This window comes from Novosphingobium kunmingense, assembly GCF_002813245.1.
GTDB classification, from domain to species: Bacteria; Pseudomonadota; Alphaproteobacteria; order Sphingomonadales; family Sphingomonadaceae; genus Novosphingobium; species Novosphingobium kunmingense.
In genome coordinates, this window is sequence record NZ_PHUF01000002.1 from 1,023,845 (window position 1) to 1,039,051 (window position 15,207).

The following is a 15,207-nucleotide window of genomic DNA, read 5'->3' on the forward strand; positions in this document are numbered from 1 at the left end:
TCTTCTTCTGGCTGCCGCGATGCGGATCAGACCCGCATCGGCATCAGCACATAGAGCGCCTGGCTCTTGTCGTCCTGGCGGATCAGGGTCGGCGCGCCGGCATCGGCAAGGTGCAATTCCACCGTATCGCCCTCGATCTGGCCGAGGATATCCTTGAGGTAATTGGCGTTGAAACCGATCTCGAAACCCTGCGCGCTGTAATCGGCGGGCACTTCCTCAGCCGCAGTGCCGTTGTCGGGACTGGTGACCGAGAGCGTCACCTTGTCGTTTTCCAGCGTCATCTTGACCGCACGCGTCTTTTCCGTGGCGATCGTGGCAACGCGGTCCACCCCTTCCCAGAAGCTGCGCGGATCGAGCTTGAGCAGCTTGTCGTTTCCGGTCGGGATGACGCGGGTGTAATCGGGGAAGGTCCCGTCGATCAGCTTGCTTGTCAGGACGACGCCGTTCTGACCGCCCAAAGTGAAACGGATCTTGCTGGCCGATAAATCGATCAGGACCATCGTATCGCCCGCTTCATCAAGCAGCTTGCGCAGTTCGGCCACGCATTTGCGGGGGACGATCACGTCGGGCATGCCCTGCGCGCCGTCAGGTCGGGCCAGAGTAAACCGCGCGAGGCGGTGCCCGTCGGTTGCCGCCGCCTTCAATTCGTCGTCCGACACATGAAGGAAGATGCCATTGAGATAATAGCGCGTTTCCTCGGTGCTGATCGCAAAGCGGGTGCGATCGATCAGCTGGGCCAGAGTCGTTGCCGGCAATTCGAAGCTTGTGGGCAGGTCGCCTTCGACGATCACCGGGAAATCGTCGCGTGGCAAGGTCGGCAGCGAGAAGCGGCTGCGCCCGGCCTTCACCGCCATGCGGTTGTCGGCGGTTTCCAGGTTGACCTGGCTGCCGTCGGGCAGCTTTCGGGCGATATCGAACAGCAGGTGCGCCGACACGGTGATCGCACCCGGCGTTTCGACCGATACAGCGGCGAGGCTTTCCACCACCTGAAGGTCGAGGTCGGTGGCCATCACCTTGACCGTGCCGTCGCCCGATGCCTCGATCAGGACATTCGACAGGATGGGGATGGTGTTGCGCCGTTCGACGACGGACTGGACGTGCGACAGGCACTTCAAGAGCGTCGCGCGTTCGATAGTGGCCTTCATGGTCGTGTCGTGTCCCCTGGAGCGCGCGAGGCCGGAATCGGCAGCGCGCCGTCAATTCGGACTGCCTTTCTTACCGCCAGTGGGCGACGCGGCAAGGCTGGCGGCCCGAGGTGCGGGCGAATCTGGGGATAAATCCGCAGGCTACCGGACAAAGTCCGGGCCGCGTCAGGACAGCATCGCCATGCCGCCGTTCACGTGCAGCGTCTGGCCGGTGACATAGCCGGCTTCCTTGCTCGCAAGATAGGCGACCGCAGCGCCGATATCCTCGCCCTCGCCCATGCGTCCCATCGGGATGCGGGCGTTGAGTGCCTCCTTCTGCGCGTCTGGCAAAACGTCGGTCATGGCCGTACGGATGAAGCCCGGGGCGACGCAGTTCACGGTGATCCCGCGACTGGCAAGTTCCTGGCCCAGCGACTTCGACATGCCGACCAGGCCAGCCTTGGCGGCGGCATAGTTGACCTGCCCCGGATTGCCGGTCGCGCCAACCACGCTGGTCACCGTGATGATGCGGCCGTGACGGGCCTTCATCATCGGCTTGGTCGCCGCGCGCATCAGGCGGAACGCGGCTTCGAGATTGACCTTGATGACTGCGTCCCACTCCTCGTCCTTCATCCGCATGGCAAGGTTGTCGCGGGTGATGCCGGCGTTGTTCACCAGGATGTCGATCTTGCCCAGCGTGTCGACCGTGGCAGGCACCAGATGCTCGACCTGTTCGGTGTTCGACAGATCGCAAGTGATCTCGATGTGGTCGTGACCGTAGGTGTCGTTGAGTTCCTCGCGGAAGGCGCGGAGCTTGGCGGGATTGGTGCCCGACAGCGCAAGCCGCGCGCCCTGCCGCGCCAGAGCGTGGCTTATGGCCGAGCCGATGCCGCCCGCAGCTCCGGTGACGAGGGCGGTCATGCCGCTGAGATCGAACAGACGATTTTCCATGGCTTTACAGCTCCTTGGCGATTACTTCGATGTCGGCCATGCCGATCACGCTGGTCACATTCGCGCCGGCAACGGTGCGGCCGATCATCGGACCCAGCACCTTGCCGCCCAGTTCGACGAAGTGCTGCACCCCGGCGTCTTCCATGGCCAGCACGCTCTCGCGCCAGCGCACGCGGCCGCAAACCTGCTCGACCAGCAGGCGGCTGACTTCGGCGGGATCGGTGACCGTGCTGGCGGTCACGTTGGCGAACAGCGCGATTTGCAAGGCCGACGGCGGCATCTTGCCGAGGGCTTCAGCCATCGCATCGGCGGCAGGCTGCATCAGCGGGCAGTGGAACGGGGCCGAGACGGGCAGCGCCACACCGCGCTTGATCTCGAACTGCTTGACCATGGCGATGGCGCGCTCGATCGCGCCCTTGTGGCCCGAGAGCACGACCTGCGAGGGATCGTTGTCGTTCGCGACGGCGCAAACCTCGCCCTCGGCCGCCTGGTCGGCCAAGGCCTGGGCCCTGTCGATATCGGCACCGAGCAGCGCGCACATGGCGCCCACGCCGACCGGCACGGCTGCCTGCATGGCCTGGCCGCGCAGCTTCAAGAGGCGAGCAGTATCGGACAGGCTGAACGCGCCGGCCGCACACAGCGCGGTGTACTCGCCAAGGCTGTGCCCGGCGACGAAATCGGCCTTGTCGGCAAGAGCAAGGCCGCCTTCCTTCTCGAGTACGCGGAGCACGGCAATGGCATTGGCCATGATCGCCGGCTGGGCGTTTTCAGTCAGAGTCAAGGCATCATCCGGCCCCTCGCGCATGATCTGCGACAGGTTCTGGCCGAGCGCGTCGTCGACTTCCTCAAAGACTTCGCGGGCGGCGGGGCTGGCTTCGGCCAGGTCGGCACCCATGCCGACCTTTTGGCTACCCTGCCCCGGAAACACGAATGCGCGCATGACGTCCTTCTCCTTGTGAACGGCGCGGTTATTGCGCGGCCCCGCGTCCTGCAAGCCCGAACGGCACGATCTTGTTGGCAACGTCATGGCCGATGTCGGCCTCTCCCAGGAAGCGAATGCCGTGCCGTTCGCACCAGTGCCGCGCGATCTGAGGCGCGGCCTGTCCGAAATCGATGTCGTTTTCAGGAACGTCACCAACTCGCCCGAGCCGCAGCCCGGCGATGCCCCCCAGGTGCGCCGTGACGTGGAAGAAAAGGCGGTCGATCGCGTAAAGGTGCTCGGCCACTTCTTCGACCATGACGACGTGGCCGGAAAGGTCGGGCATCAAAGGCGTTCCGCAAACCATCGCCAAGGTCATCAGGTTGAAAGCAACAACGGGCCGCGAATCAAGTCCAGGCTCAAGCCCGGCGTGTTCACCCGCGAGGTAAGCAAGCGATCGGCGTACCGCCCCCTCCCCTCCGTCGCGGGCTATGTCGGCCGGCATTGGAGCATGAACCGGCTGGCCAATCCCGTGCCGGTACAACCCCGCCAGCAGCGTGCCGCCATCGGAATAGGCTAGATAGCGCTTGTCTTGCGCGGCTTGGCCGAGATCGCCCAGTACGTCCTCGACGATCCGCACCGCGCCATAACCGCCGCGCGCCGCCCAGACAGAATCGAAGGCCGGATCGTTGGCACATTCGGCCAGCGCCGCGCGGCGCTGCGCATCGCTGCCGGCGAAGTGCCCGTCGGTCAGGAAGCATTGCGGATGGAATTGGAGTTCGAGGCCTGGATAGTCCGATGCCAAAGCCAGCACGCGATCCGCCATCTCTTCGGTGATCGCACGCGACGGTGCACAGATCGCAACCCGGGCCATGGCCTTACCTAACCCGGTTGCGCTGGCACGCAAGGCCGCATACCGCGGCGCCCATGACCAACCTTACCTCGCACCCCTGGTTCTTCTGCGGCATCGGCGGATCGGGCATGCTTCCGCTGGCGCTGATCCTCAAGGGCGCGGGGGCAAGCGTTGCCGGCTCGGACCGCAGCCGCGACCAGGGCCGAACCCCGGAAAAGTTTGCCTGGCTCGAAAGTCTCGGCTTCACGCTCCATCCGCAGGACGGCAGCGGCATCGTCTCGGCCGACCAGACCCTGGTTGCCTCGGCTGCCGTCGAGGACACGGTGCCTGAGATCGTACGGGCCCGCGACCTTGGTTGCTCGCGGATGAGCCGGGCCGAACTACTCGCCGCGCTGTTCAACGCCGCCCCCTTTGGCATCGCCATCGGCGGTACCAGCGGCAAGAGCACCGTCACCGGGATGACGGGATGGATCCTCGATACGGTCGGTCGCGACCCCACGATCATGAACGGCGCGGTGATGAAGAACTATGCGACGCCCGCCGCCCCTTTCGCCAGTGCGCGGGTCGGCCAGGGTGATGTCTTCGTTTCGGAGGTCGATGAGAGCGACGGGTCCATCGCCCTCTACCGCCCTGCTGTCGCGGTCCTCGGTAACATTACGCTCGATCACAAGAGTCTTGATGAACTGATTCTATTATTTGGCGATTTTCTCTCGAGAGCAAAGTCGGCGGTTATCAATCTCGACGATCCGGAAACTGCTGCCCTTGCAGGGCGGGCACAAGACCCGGTGACCTTCGGCATCGAAAGCCCGGATGCCGCCATCGGCATTATGGAGGGATCCATCGCCGCAGGAACGTCGACTCTTGGCGCAACCGTGGTCGACCGTCGGGATGGTTCGATGCACCCACTCGCACTGGCTGTGCCGGGTCGGCACAACCTCGCCAATGCGCTTGCGGCGATCGCCGCCAGTTCAGCAGCCGGCGTACCCGTTGCCGATGCGGTAGCTGCCTTGGCGAGTTACGCCGGGCTATCGCGTCGTTTCGACATTATCGGCACAACTTCATCGAAAATAACGATTATCGACGACTTCGGGCACAATCCCGACAAGATCGCCGCGACCCTGGCCACGCTCAAGTCGCATAGCGGCCGGGTCATCGCGTTCTTCCAGCCGCACGGCTACGGGCCCCTGCGCCAGATGGGCGCCGAACTGGCCGAAACGTTCGCGCGCCTGCTTGGTCCGGAGGATGTCGCAATCCTGTGCGACCCGGTCTATTTCGGCGGCACGGTCGATCGCAGCCAAGGCAGCGAGCGCATTGTCCGGCTTATCGAAGAGAACGGCGGAACCGCCGAGTACATACCCGATCGCGCCGCATGCGGCGACCGGATCGTCGCCATGGCGCGCCCCGGAGACCGCATCGTGATCATGGGCGCGCGCGACGATACCCTGAGCGATTTCGCCCGCAGCCTGTTCGCCGCGCTGCCCTGACACGGGACAACCGCGACAGCCCCCTTTTCTTTCCAAGCCACCATTCGCACAGTGCCGCGCAGGATCATGGACGAATCGCCACCATCGGAAGCCCGCCAGCGGGTGCTTCTCGTCACCGGCCTCCTAGGCGCCGGCAAGACGACGGCGCTCAGGGTGCTGGAGGATCTAGGCTGGGAGACAATCGACAATTTCCCGATCCATTTGCTCGGCCGCCTCATCGGCACCGCGGATGCGCTCTCGGAAGCGCGCGCACCGCTAGCGATAGGCTTCGATTCGCGAACGCGCGGGTTCGATGCCGGGCAGGTCATTGATCGCGTGAAGCGGCTTGCGCAGCGCACCGATATCGAACTGACGACCCTGTTCCTCGACTGTTCGGGCCAGGAGCTTGAGCGCCGCTACAACGAGACCCGACGACGCCACCCCCTCGCACAGGACGTGCCGGCGGCGAGCGGCATCGCCGCCGAACGCGAATTGCTTGAACCGTTGCGGCGCTGGGCCGATATTGTCATCTCGACCACCCAGTTCACCAGCAACGACCTGCAGCAGGTCATGCGCGAGCGGTTTGCGGGCGATGCGCCGCAATCGACCGTTGTCACTATCACGAGCTTCGGCTTTTCCCGTGGAATGCCGCCGATCGCCGATCTGGTGTTCGATATGCGGTTTCTCGACAATCCCCACTGGGATCCGGAGCTTCGGCCACTGACCGGACGGGATGCCGCAGTAGGCGCGCACATCGAGAACGATCCCGCCTTTGCCGAGGCATTCGGCCGGATCCGCGACCTCATCGTGCAACTGCTCCCGCGCTACGCTGCGCAAGGCAAAGCCTATGTCAATGTCGCTTTCGGTTGCACCGGCGGGCGGCACCGCTCGGTCTATACGGCGGAGCGCATGGCGGAGGCGCTGCGCGAGGCGGGGTACGAACCGAGCGTACTCCATCGCAATCTGCTGACGCGTGCAGCCGATCTGGTGGAAGGAAAGCATTGACCGCCGCGCGCAACATCGGCATGGCCCTGCGCCATTCCAGAGGAAAATCGCCTCTGCCGGACGCTGGGCTTGCCTTTTGCGCCGGGTCGCCACAGCGGAGCTTCATTCCAGCATGATCGGTCTGATCCTGGTCACTCATGGCAACCTTGCCGTCGAATTCGTTCACGCCATGCAGCACGTGGTCGGCCGCCAGGATGCGGTCGATACAGTTTGCATCGGCCCGAACGACGACATGGAAGCGCGCCGCCGCGAGATCGCCGACAAGATCAAGACGGTCGACAACGGCCAAGGGGTGATCGTGCTGACCGACCTGTTCGGCGGCACTCCGTCCAATCTTGCGATTTCGCTGATGAAGGCCGGTTCGGTCGAGGTGATCGCCGGGATCAACCTGCCCATGCTGATCCGCCTGGCCAAGGCTCGAGGGTCGATGCCCCTTGGCAAGGCAGTTCTTGCCGCGCGCGACGCCGGGCGCAATTACATCACGATCGCTTCGGAGTTCCTGGGGCAGGACGCCTGACGCGGCAGGGCTCAGCAGCCAATGGGGGAATAGAGTGCACGGAATGACCGAATTTCGCGAGAACGTCGAGATCGTCAACAACCGTGGCCTGCACGCCCGCGCCAGCGCCAAGTTCGTCAACGCCGTGGCCAAACTGGGGGATGGGGTCACTGTGCGCGTCGCCAAGGACGGCAACGACGCCGCCGGTGCCTCGATCCTCGGCCTGATGATGCTCGGCGCCGCCAAGGGCGATTCGATCGAGATCATCTGCACCGGCAACGACGCCGATGCCGCGCTGCTCAAGCTGGTCGGGCTCGTCAAGGACGGCTTCGGCGAGGATTGAGAGCGTGGCCCAACGCCGCCAGATTACCGGCTTTTCCAATCCGACCGTCAAGTTCCTGCGCTCGTTGCGGGAGAAGAAGCACCGCAAGGCCGCGGGCAAGTTCCTTGCCGAGGGTTTGCGCCTGCTGACCGATGCGCGCGAATGCGGACACCTGCCCGAAACGCTGGTGATGGCAACGGGTCGCGAGCCGCATCCCCTGCTCGACAGACTGGAGGCCGACGTACAGGCAAGCGGCGGCGACCTGATCGAATGCGACACGGAGATCCTCGCCAAGATCACCGGCAAGGACAATCCACAGGCGGTTGCCGCGGTCTTTGCCGAGTTCGACACCTCGCTGGCCAGCATTGATTGCGATGCGGCCGGGATCTGGCTCGTGGCGCAGGCTCTGCGCGATCCCGGCAATCTCGGCACGATGCTGCGCACCGGCGATGCCGTCGGCGCGGGCGGCCTGATCCTGCTCGACGACTGCGCCGACCCCTTCTCGGTCGAGGCGGTGCGCGCCAGCATGGGCGCGGTGTTTACCCAGCAGATCGCCCAGGCGCGCTGGGAGGAGTTCCTCCCCTGGCTGCGCGCCGGCAAGGGCCAGCTTGTCGCAGCCAGCCTGCGCGAAGCCGTGCCCTATCGCGGCGCGCCCTACGCGGCGCCGTGCTTCGTCATGGTGGGCAACGAAAGCCGCGGGCTGCCCGAAGCTTACGAGGCCGCCTGCGACCTGCGCGTCACCATGCCGATGAAGGGCCGCGCGGACAGCCTCAACGCCGCCGTGGCCGCTGCCGTGCTGGCTTACGAGGTTCTGGACACCTTGGGTTGATTGCGCCTGCCGTTCAGGCAGCGTTCGTCGAGCCCGAGGCACAAGCGAGCCATGCATCGCGCCATCTCCCTTCCTCTAGCAGCCCTTGCCGTAATCGCGGCCGCGCCGGGCAATCTCTCCGGGATCTGGATGGTCGAGACGATCGACGGCAAGCCGCCGCGCTATTCCGGGGCCTCGATCGAGCTATCGGGCGGTTCGCTGCAGGCGACCGCAGGCTGCAACGCGCTCAGCGGAAGCTACACGATAGAGGACGGCAAGCTGGTAGCGCCTTCGCTGATCCAGACGCTGATGGCCTGCGAGAACCTGATGGCGGACGAAAGCGCGCTCGGCGCGGTCCTGCGGGGTTCACCCACGATCGCGCGCGAAGGTGACAAGTTGCGCCTGACGACGACTGCACATGCCCTGACGCTGCGCTTGCGGCGCTAGGTCATTCCGCGGCTTCGGCCGGCTGATCGTCGCCATAGCGCGGCGACGCTTCGATCAGATTGACCTCGTCGAGCTCGCGCTTGCCGATCTCGATGCCCTTCTCGCGCAGGCGCCGGCCCGAAGTCAGAACGTTGCGCTCGAAGCTGCCGACGAAATCGTTGTACTTGCGTACCGCGCGGTCGAGCCCAGCACCCACCCCCTTTAGATGTTCGCTGGTCGTCGCCAACCGGTCGTAGAGCTCGGCGCCGGCCTTCCCGATCTCCACCGCCTCGCGCGCCAGTTGGTCCTGCTTCCAGACCATCGCCACGGTCCGGGCAATCGCCACCAAGTTGGTCGGAGTGGCCAGCAGTACCTTGTTGTGAAAGGCGAAATCCCACAGCTCCGGATCGTGCTCGAGGGCCGCTGCTACGAAATGCTCGCCCGGCACGAACATGACGACATAGTCCGGCGCCTCGTCGAACTGGCTCTGGTAGCTCTTCTGGCCCAGCGTCTGAACGTGGTTGCGCATCGAGCGGGCGTGAAGGTCGAGATGGCGCCTGCGCTCGGCATCGTCGCTGGATTCGAAGGCTGCCTGATAGGCATTGAGCGAGACCTTGGCGTCGATCACCAGCTTCTTTTGCCCGGGAACGTGGACGATCGCATCGGGCCGCAGCCGACCGTCCTCGGTGTCCAGCGAATGTTCGAGATCGAAGTCGGTATGCTCGGACAAACCGCATTGCTCGAGCACGTTCTGGAGCGCTCGTTCACCCCAGCGACCGCGCGCCTTGGGGGCATTGGTCAGCGAATTGCCCAGCCTAGCCGCCTCGGCCCGGACCGCTTCCTGTCCGTCGCGCATCGACTGGATCAGTCCGGTGAGCTGGCCAAAAGCATCGACGCGCTGCTTTTCCAGCCCCTGGACCTGCTCCTCGTAGCTCTTGAGCCGCTGGTCGACCGGCGCGAGCAGCGCCTTGATCTGCTCGGCGCTCTTCGCCTCGGACACGGCCAACCGCTCGTTCGCGCGGTTCAGGAACGCTTCCTGCGCGCGTTCGAGCACCTTGGCGCCGGCGTTCTCGAATTCCTTCTTCAGTCCGTCCTGCGCTTCGAGCAAGAGGCGCTTCTGCTCTTCGAAGTGGGCGGCATTGGCCTTGAGCGTGGCGAGTTCGGAGGCCAGTTCCTCACCCCGCTGGCGCACGGCCGCCAGTTCGACGGCGAGACCATCGGCTCGCTCGGCCCGTTCGCTCGCGCCGGCAAGATCGCGGATCGCTGCCTTGAACTTTTCGTCGAGCTCGCGGCCGTCCTCCTCTCTTGCGGCGAGGCGCCGGTGCAGATCGCCAACCGGACGAGAACCAGCGAACCAGCCGAGGGCCAGCCCGGTAAGCAGGGCAACAAAAGCAACGATCAGGCTGAACAGTTCCATATCATGGAACATAGAATGAACACGGCTTCCGCCGCAAGGGCCAGGGCCCGATCTTAACAACTTTACCGAGGCCAGGTGCGCGCGGCGGTTACGCCGCCTGGCGAATCTTCTGCAGCTTCTTAAGCGCCATCTGCCGCTTCAGGCGCGACAGGTGGTCGATGAACAGGATCCCCTCGAGATGGTCCATCTCATGCTGCAGGCAGGTCGCCAGCATGCCGTCGATAACCTCGTCGTAGTGCTTGCCGTCGAGATCCTGCCACTGGGCGCGGATCCGCGCCGGGCGTTCGACCTCGGCGTAGATTTCGGGGACCGAGAGACAGCCTTCGTTGTAGATCGCATGCTCGTCCGATGGTTCGGACAGCACGGGGTTCACAAAGACCCGCGGTTCCTTCTTGGTCGGCTGGTGGTGATGGTGATGGCCGTCATGGTTGCAGGCAACCGGCTCTGCATCTTCGTCATCGGGCTGGAGGTCGATCACCAGCACGCGCAGCGGCACGCCGACCTGGATCGCGGCGAGACCGATGCCCGGCGCATCGTACATCGTCTCGAACATGTCGGCGACGAGCGTCTTCAGATCGTCGTCGAATAGGGTGACGGGGTCCGACACGACCTTGAGGCGGGGATCAGGGACTTCGATGATTTCGCGAATAGCCATGCCGGGCCAGATAGTGCCGCTGTGAACCGTTCGCAAGACAAGACCGCCCGCATCGGCCCCGGAACCCCGCCGGGCACGCCGGGGTTAACCTTGCACAACCCAGGAGAGCAGCCATGACTGACAAGGCCAGCGCAAACATCGTCGAACTCGAAACGCGGTTCTGGCAATCGATGATCGACAAGGACGCCAAGACAGCTGCCGCGATGATTGCCGATCAATCGATCGTCACCGGCCCGATGGGGGCAATGCAGATCACGCCGCAAAAGTACGAGGAGATGACCCGCGACGGAAAGTGGACTCTCGAGGCTTTCGAGTTCAGCGATGTCGACGTGATCTTTCCGTCGGACGACGTCGCGGTGATTGCCTACAAGGTGCACCAGACCGGCACGATGGCGGACAAGGCCATGGACCTCACCTGTGCCGACAGTTCGACCTGGGTGCATGACGGAAACGGCTGGAAGTGCGCGCTGCACACTGAAACGATCCTGGCCGACCACGCCGTCAGCTAACCATCACCCAATCGGGCGGCGGGCCCGCAACGCCTGGGCGAGCGTACCCTCGTCTAGGTAGTCCAGTTCGCCGCCCACCGGCAGACCATGGGCCAACTGGGTAATGCGCACTGGATAGGTTTCGAGCCGTTCGGCAATGTAATGCGCAGTGGTCTGCCCTTCCAGAGTAGCATTCATCGCCAGCACGACTTCGTCGATCCCGCCCCGTTCCACCCGGTCGATCAGCGAGCCGATGGCGAGGTCCTCGGGCCGCACCCCTTCGAGCGCCGAAAGCCGCCCGCCCAGCACGTGGTAGCGACCGGTGAACAGCCGCGCCCGGTCGAGCGCCCAGAGATCCGACACATCCTCGACCACGCAGAGACCGCGCTGATCCCGTCGGGGGTCGGCGCAAATGCCGCAAGGATCGCTCGTATCGACATTGCCGCAAGTCGTGCATTCGACCAGGCCGTCGCGCACAGCAGCCAGAGCTTCGAGGAGGCCGACGAGCGAGGTCTCGCGCCGCTTGATCAACCACAGCACCGCCCGCCGAGCGGACCGTGGCCCAAGCCCCGGAAGTCGCGACAGGGCCTGGGTCAGCGTTTCGATCTCTTGCGATGCCATCGCGCCCCAGATAGGGCCGCGCATCACGAAAGGCAAAGCCACCATGCGCGTCATCTTCATGGGCACTCCCGATTTCGCGGTCCCCACGCTGACCGCGCTGGTCGAAGCCGGACACGAGGTTGTTGCCGCGTACAGCCAGCCGCCACGCCCTGCAGGCCGGGGCAAGCAGTTGGTCGCATCGCCCGTCCATCGCAAGGCCGAAGCGCTGGGCATCCCGGTACGGACGCCACTGACGCTGCGCGATCTCGAAGCCCAGGCCGATTTCACCGCGCTTGATGCCGACATTGCGATCGTTGCCGCCTATGGCCTGATTCTGCCGCAGCCGGTGCTCGACGCGCCCCTGCACGGCTGTCTTAACGTCCATGCCAGCCTGCTGCCGCGCTGGCGCGGCGCCGCGCCGATCCAGCGCGCGATCCTGGCCGGCGATCCCGTCACCGGGGTAACGATCATGCAGATGGAGGCCGGCCTCGACACTGGGCCGATGCTGGCCATCGCCCGCACCCCGATCGAGGACAAGACCGCCGGTGAGCTGACCTCCGAACTGGCCGAGATCGGCGGCCGCCTGATGGTCGACGTGCTGGCCGACTTGCCTTCGCGCCGGGCCGAAGCCCAGCCCGACCTCGGCGTTACCTATGCCCGCAAGATCGACAAGGCGGAAAGCCGGATCGACTTCGCCCGCGCGGCCGAGCAGGTCGAACGGCAAGTCCGAGCCTTCGCCCCTGCCCCCGGCGCCTTCTTCGAACTTGGCGGGGAGCGCTATCGTCTGCTCAAGGTCGAACTTGTCAACCGCGAGGGCGTGGCAGGCACCACGCTCGACGATCGGCTGACCATCGCCTGCGGCCACGGCGCGGTACGGCCGATCCTGATCCAGCGCGCGGGGCGACCGGTCATGGGTATTGACGAACTGCTGCGCGGAAGGCCCGTGCCAGCCGGGACGGGGCTGACTTGACCCGTTTTGCCCTGACCCTCGAATTTGACGGTGCGCCGTTCTTTGGACTGCAACGCCAGTCGTCCGGGCCGAGCGTGCAGCAGGCGGTGGAAGAGGCAGTCGCACGAATAACCGGCGAGGCGGTAACGATGCACGCCGCCGGGCGCACCGATGCCGGCGTCCATGCCCTGGCGATGCGCGCCCACGTCGATGTCGCCAAGACGATCGCGCCCTTCCGCCTGATGGAAGCGATGAACCATCACCTGCGCCCCGATCCGATTGCGGTCATCGCCTGCGAGGCGAAGCCCGACGACTGGCATGCCCGTTTTTCCTGCATCGGCCGGGCTTATGAATACCGCATCGTCAACCGCCGCGCGCCGCTGACGCTGGACCGCGGCAAGGCGTGGCAGGTCGCCCAGCCACTCGATGACGAAGCGATGCACCGCGCCGCGCAGAGCCTGATCGGACGGCACGACTTCACCACCTTCCGCTCGGTCCAGTGTCAGGCCCGCGATCCGATCAAGACGCTCGACCGTCTGGCAGTGCGGCGAGTAGGGCAGACCGTGATCATCGAAACGTCAGCGCGTAGCTTTCTCCATCACCAGGTTCGCTCGATGGTTGGCTGTCTGGCCTTGGTCGGCCTCGGCCGTTGGCGCGAGGAACAGGTTGGCGAAGCGCTGGCCGCGCGCGCGCGCCAGGCGCTGGGCCTTAACGCACCCAGCGATGGACTTTATTTCGTGAAGGCGGTTTACCCCGGCGATTGAGTTCCTAGGTTGCAATCTGCAACAGATTCGGGAGAGACCACCATGACCTTCACCGGCAAGCAACTGACGACCCAGCTCGACGCCGACGGCACGCTGACCGTCCAACTGGGGGACAAGACCTGGGACGCGCCCAAACCCGGCCAGGTGCTGATCAAGGTCGAGGCAACGCCGATCAATCCTTCTGACCTCGGCCTGCTGTTCGCCAGCGCCGATACCGAAAACGCCACCTATTCGCCGGGCAAGGTCGTTGCCAGAATGCCCGAAAACGCGACCCGCGCGATGAAGGCGCGCCACGGCATGGCCATGCCGGCCGGCAACGAGGCCGCCGGCACCGTCGTCGCCGCAGGCGAAGGCGCCGAGGCCCTGATGGGCAAGCGCGTCGCCTGCGTGCCGGGGACGGCCTATGGCACCTTTGCCTATGCCGATGCGGCGATGTGCATGCCGGTGGGCGACGAGGTCAGCGCCGAGCAGGCGGCAAGTTCTTTCGTCAACCCGATGACCGCGCTGGGCTTTGTCGAGACGATGAGGCTCGAAGGCTTCACCGGCATCGTTCACGCTGCTGCGGCATCGAACCTGGGCCAGATGCTGGTCAAGATCTGCCAGGCGGACAAGGTGCCGCTGGTCAACATCGTGCGCAGCCCGGAGCAGGTGAAGATCCTCAAGGATCTCGGAGCGACCCATGTCCTCGACATGACCGAGCCCGATTTCATGCCCAAGCTCATCGATGCCATCGCCGAGACCAAGGCCATGATCGGTTTCGATCCAATCGGAGGAGGCACGCTTGCCGGCCAGATTCTCACGGCGATGGAGGCCGCCGCCAGCCGCGGCGCCGCATTCAGCCGGTACGGATCGAGCGAGGCCAAAAAAGTCTATATCTACGGCGCGCTCGACCTTGGACCGACGATCCTCAACCGCGCATTCGGATTGACATGGGACCTTGGCGGCTGGCTTCTGACCCCATTCATGGCCAAGGCCGGGATGGAAATCGTCGGACGGATGCGAGCCCGCGTGGCAAGCGAGCTGACCACGACTTTTGCCAGCCACTACAAGGCCCGCGTCAGCCTCGAGGACATGCTGTCGAAGGAGGCCGTCGGCGCCTACAACGCGCGGCGAACGGGCGAGAAATACCTCGTCCTGCCGAACGGTTGAATTTTTCCGCTCGACTGGGAACCTCTGTGCATTGCGGCACGTTTGCATGGTTAAATGTGCGCCTCGGCGCACGCCTAGTGTACAGAGGACACCGTTCATGGCTACCGCTGCAAAGCCCAAGAATGAAACCCACTTCACCGACACCAAGACCCTTCGCGCGCAGGCGCGCAAGAACGTCGAAGACGGTGCGGTAACCGCCAATTTCCCGGCTGATCGCGAAACGATCATCGAAAAGCTGAACGAATCGCTCGCCACTGAATGGGTCTGCGTGTTGCGCTACATGCGCCACTATCACACAGCCACGGGCCTCGTGTCCGAACCGATCAAGGCCCACTTCCTTGAACATGCCAAGGCCGAGCAGGCTCACGCGACCGCACTGGCCGAACGCATCGTGCAGCTGGGCGGCGAACCCGACCTCAACCCCGACAACCTGACCAAGCGCAGCCACGCCGAATACAAGGAAGGCAAGACGCTGAAGGAAATGGTCACCGAAGACCTAGTCGCCGAACGCATCGCGGTCGAAGCCTACCGCGAACTCGCGCAATACCTTGCCGAGCGCGACCCGACGAGCCGCAAGCTGGTCGAGCACATCCTCGAACAGGAAGAAGAGCACGCCGACGAGTTTGCCGACCTGCTCGACGGCTGGGAAGGCGAATAGACATAGGTAAACCTACCGTATCACCCTGACTTGGGGCGGGTTCTCGGCAGAGAGCCCGCCTTCTTGTTTTGCAGGCCCCCTCGCATTCAAGCTGCCGTTGCCAACGGCGCAAGGCGTGATACCTTCCCCGAACAATACGGTCGCCAGTCTCACCTGTTTT

At 64.7% G+C, this 15,207-nt stretch carries 18 protein-coding genes; 11 read left to right on the top strand and 7 right to left on the bottom strand.

The genetic code is table 11. The annotated features are described in order from the left end of the window. Positions 1-26 precede the first annotated feature (26 nt). From dnaN to B0I00_RS04935, 4 genes are all read right to left on the bottom strand, one after another. Positions 27-1,145 carry a DNA polymerase III subunit beta gene (gene dnaN, locus B0I00_RS04920; RefSeq protein ID WP_100866176.1) on the bottom strand — a complete coding sequence of 373 codons (1,119 nt, stop codon included), beginning with the start codon at positions 1,143-1,145 and terminating at the stop codon, positions 27-29. Between the two features lie 165 nt (positions 1,146-1,310). After that, positions 1,311-2,063 carry a 3-oxoacyl-[acyl-carrier-protein] reductase gene (gene fabG / locus B0I00_RS04925; protein ID WP_198519156.1) on the bottom strand — a complete coding sequence of 251 codons (753 nt, stop codon included), beginning with the start codon at positions 2,061-2,063 and terminating at the stop codon, positions 1,311-1,313. 16 nt (positions 2,064-2,079) lie between these two features. Continuing rightward, positions 2,080-3,015 (bottom strand): ACP S-malonyltransferase, encoded by a 936-nt coding sequence (fabD, locus tag B0I00_RS04930; protein WP_100866510.1) that lies wholly within the window; start codon positions 3,013-3,015, stop codon positions 2,080-2,082. Between the two features lie 28 nt (positions 3,016-3,043). Next, positions 3,044-3,868 carry an LD-carboxypeptidase gene (locus tag B0I00_RS04935; RefSeq protein WP_100866178.1) on the bottom strand — a complete coding sequence of 275 codons (825 nt, stop codon included), beginning with the start codon at positions 3,866-3,868 and terminating at the stop codon, positions 3,044-3,046. Between the two features lie 53 nt (positions 3,869-3,921). On the opposite strand from B0I00_RS04935, the gene B0I00_RS04940 reads away from it, so the two are divergent. From B0I00_RS04940 to B0I00_RS04965, 6 genes are all read left to right on the top strand, one after another. Further along, positions 3,922-5,331, top strand: coding sequence for a glutamate ligase domain-containing protein (locus tag B0I00_RS04940; RefSeq protein ID WP_100866179.1), 1,410 nt, complete (start codon positions 3,922-3,924; stop codon positions 5,329-5,331). A gap of 66 nt (positions 5,332-5,397) precedes the next feature. Continuing rightward, positions 5,398-6,315 carry an RNase adapter RapZ gene (rapZ, locus tag B0I00_RS04945; RefSeq protein WP_100866180.1) on the top strand — a complete coding sequence of 306 codons (918 nt, stop codon included), beginning with the start codon at positions 5,398-5,400 and terminating at the stop codon, positions 6,313-6,315. A gap of 112 nt (positions 6,316-6,427) precedes the next feature. Next, positions 6,428-6,832 (top strand): PTS sugar transporter subunit IIA, encoded by a 405-nt coding sequence (locus tag B0I00_RS04950; protein WP_100866181.1) that lies wholly within the window; start codon positions 6,428-6,430, stop codon positions 6,830-6,832. Between the two features lie 43 nt (positions 6,833-6,875). Beyond that, positions 6,876-7,154, top strand: a complete 279-nt coding sequence (locus B0I00_RS04955; RefSeq protein WP_100866182.1) for an HPr family phosphocarrier protein — start codon at positions 6,876-6,878, stop codon at positions 7,152-7,154. 4 nt (positions 7,155-7,158) lie between these two features. Then, positions 7,159-7,962, top strand: coding sequence for a TrmH family RNA methyltransferase (locus B0I00_RS04960; protein ID WP_100866183.1), 804 nt, complete (start codon positions 7,159-7,161; stop codon positions 7,960-7,962). Positions 7,963-8,013: 51 nt separating this feature from the next. Continuing rightward, entirely contained in the window at positions 8,014-8,388 is a 375-nt protein-coding gene (locus B0I00_RS04965) for an META domain-containing protein (protein WP_100866184.1), read from the top strand. Between the two features lies 1 nt (position 8,389). On the opposite strand, the gene rmuC is transcribed toward B0I00_RS04965, so the two are convergent. Then, the gene (gene rmuC, locus B0I00_RS04970; RefSeq protein ID WP_100866185.1) at positions 8,390-9,784 is read right to left on the bottom strand and encodes a DNA recombination protein RmuC; all 1,395 of its coding nucleotides are present in this window, start codon (positions 9,782-9,784) and stop codon (positions 8,390-8,392) included. Positions 9,785-9,872: 88 nt separating this feature from the next. After that, positions 9,873-10,439 carry a peptide deformylase gene (locus B0I00_RS04975; protein WP_100866186.1) on the bottom strand — a complete coding sequence of 189 codons (567 nt, stop codon included), beginning with the start codon at positions 10,437-10,439 and terminating at the stop codon, positions 9,873-9,875. 113 nt (positions 10,440-10,552) lie between these two features. Here B0I00_RS04975 and B0I00_RS04980 point away from each other — a divergent pair, with 113 nt between their 5' ends. After that, positions 10,553-10,948, top strand: a complete 396-nt coding sequence (locus B0I00_RS04980) for a nuclear transport factor 2 family protein (RefSeq protein WP_100866187.1) — start codon at positions 10,553-10,555, stop codon at positions 10,946-10,948. Positions 10,949-10,951: 3 nt separating this feature from the next. On the opposite strand, the gene recR is transcribed toward B0I00_RS04980, so the two are convergent. Further along, positions 10,952-11,548, bottom strand: coding sequence for a recombination mediator RecR (recR, locus tag B0I00_RS04985; RefSeq protein WP_100866188.1), 597 nt, complete (start codon positions 11,546-11,548; stop codon positions 10,952-10,954). A 43-nt stretch (positions 11,549-11,591) separates the two neighbouring features. On the opposite strand from recR, the gene fmt reads away from it, so the two are divergent. The 4 genes from fmt (at position 11,592) to B0I00_RS05005 (ending at position 15,047) form a co-directional block, all read left to right on the top strand. Continuing rightward, the gene (gene fmt, locus B0I00_RS04990; RefSeq protein ID WP_100866189.1) at positions 11,592-12,497 is read left to right on the top strand and encodes a methionyl-tRNA formyltransferase; all 906 of its coding nucleotides are present in this window, start codon (positions 11,592-11,594) and stop codon (positions 12,495-12,497) included. Continuing rightward, positions 12,494-13,240, top strand: a complete 747-nt coding sequence (truA, locus tag B0I00_RS04995; RefSeq protein WP_100866190.1) for a tRNA pseudouridine(38-40) synthase TruA — start codon at positions 12,494-12,496, stop codon at positions 13,238-13,240. Before fmt ends, truA begins: the two co-directional genes overlap by 4 nt. 42 nt (positions 13,241-13,282) lie before the next feature. Then, positions 13,283-14,389 carry a zinc-binding dehydrogenase gene (locus B0I00_RS05000; RefSeq protein WP_100866191.1) on the top strand — a complete coding sequence of 369 codons (1,107 nt, stop codon included), beginning with the start codon at positions 13,283-13,285 and terminating at the stop codon, positions 14,387-14,389. Positions 14,390-14,486: 97 nt separating this feature from the next. Then, positions 14,487-15,047, top strand: a complete 561-nt coding sequence (locus B0I00_RS05005) for a ferritin-like domain-containing protein (protein WP_100866192.1) — start codon at positions 14,487-14,489, stop codon at positions 15,045-15,047. Positions 15,048-15,207: the final 160 nt, after the last annotated feature.

Coding starts and splice junctions, on each gene's coding strand:
- dnaN (WP_100866176.1), bottom strand. CDS start 1,145: ATGAAGGCCACTATCGAACGCGCGACGCTCTTGAAGTGCCTGTCGCAC.
- fabD (WP_100866510.1), bottom strand. CDS start 3,015: ATGCGCGCATTCGTGTTTCCGGGGCAGGGTAGCCAAAAGGTCGGCATG.
- B0I00_RS04935 (WP_100866178.1), bottom strand. CDS start 3,868: ATGGCCCGGGTTGCGATCTGTGCACCGTCGCGTGCGATCACCGAAGAG.
- B0I00_RS04940 (WP_100866179.1), top strand. CDS start 3,922: ATGACCAACCTTACCTCGCACCCCTGGTTCTTCTGCGGCATCGGCGGA.
- rapZ (WP_100866180.1), top strand. CDS start 5,398: ATGGACGAATCGCCACCATCGGAAGCCCGCCAGCGGGTGCTTCTCGTC.
- B0I00_RS04950 (WP_100866181.1), top strand. CDS start 6,428: ATGATCGGTCTGATCCTGGTCACTCATGGCAACCTTGCCGTCGAATTC.
- B0I00_RS04955 (WP_100866182.1), top strand. CDS start 6,876: ATGACCGAATTTCGCGAGAACGTCGAGATCGTCAACAACCGTGGCCTG.
- B0I00_RS04965 (WP_100866184.1), top strand. CDS start 8,014: ATGCATCGCGCCATCTCCCTTCCTCTAGCAGCCCTTGCCGTAATCGCG.
- rmuC (WP_100866185.1), bottom strand. CDS start 9,784: ATGGAACTGTTCAGCCTGATCGTTGCTTTTGTTGCCCTGCTTACCGGG.
- B0I00_RS04975 (WP_100866186.1), bottom strand. CDS start 10,439: ATGGCTATTCGCGAAATCATCGAAGTCCCTGATCCCCGCCTCAAGGTC.
- B0I00_RS04980 (WP_100866187.1), top strand. CDS start 10,553: ATGACTGACAAGGCCAGCGCAAACATCGTCGAACTCGAAACGCGGTTC.
- recR (WP_100866188.1), bottom strand. CDS start 11,548: ATGGCATCGCAAGAGATCGAAACGCTGACCCAGGCCCTGTCGCGACTT.
- fmt (WP_100866189.1), top strand. CDS start 11,592: ATGCGCGTCATCTTCATGGGCACTCCCGATTTCGCGGTCCCCACGCTG.
- B0I00_RS05000 (WP_100866191.1), top strand. CDS start 13,283: ATGACCTTCACCGGCAAGCAACTGACGACCCAGCTCGACGCCGACGGC.
- B0I00_RS05005 (WP_100866192.1), top strand. CDS start 14,487: ATGGCTACCGCTGCAAAGCCCAAGAATGAAACCCACTTCACCGACACC.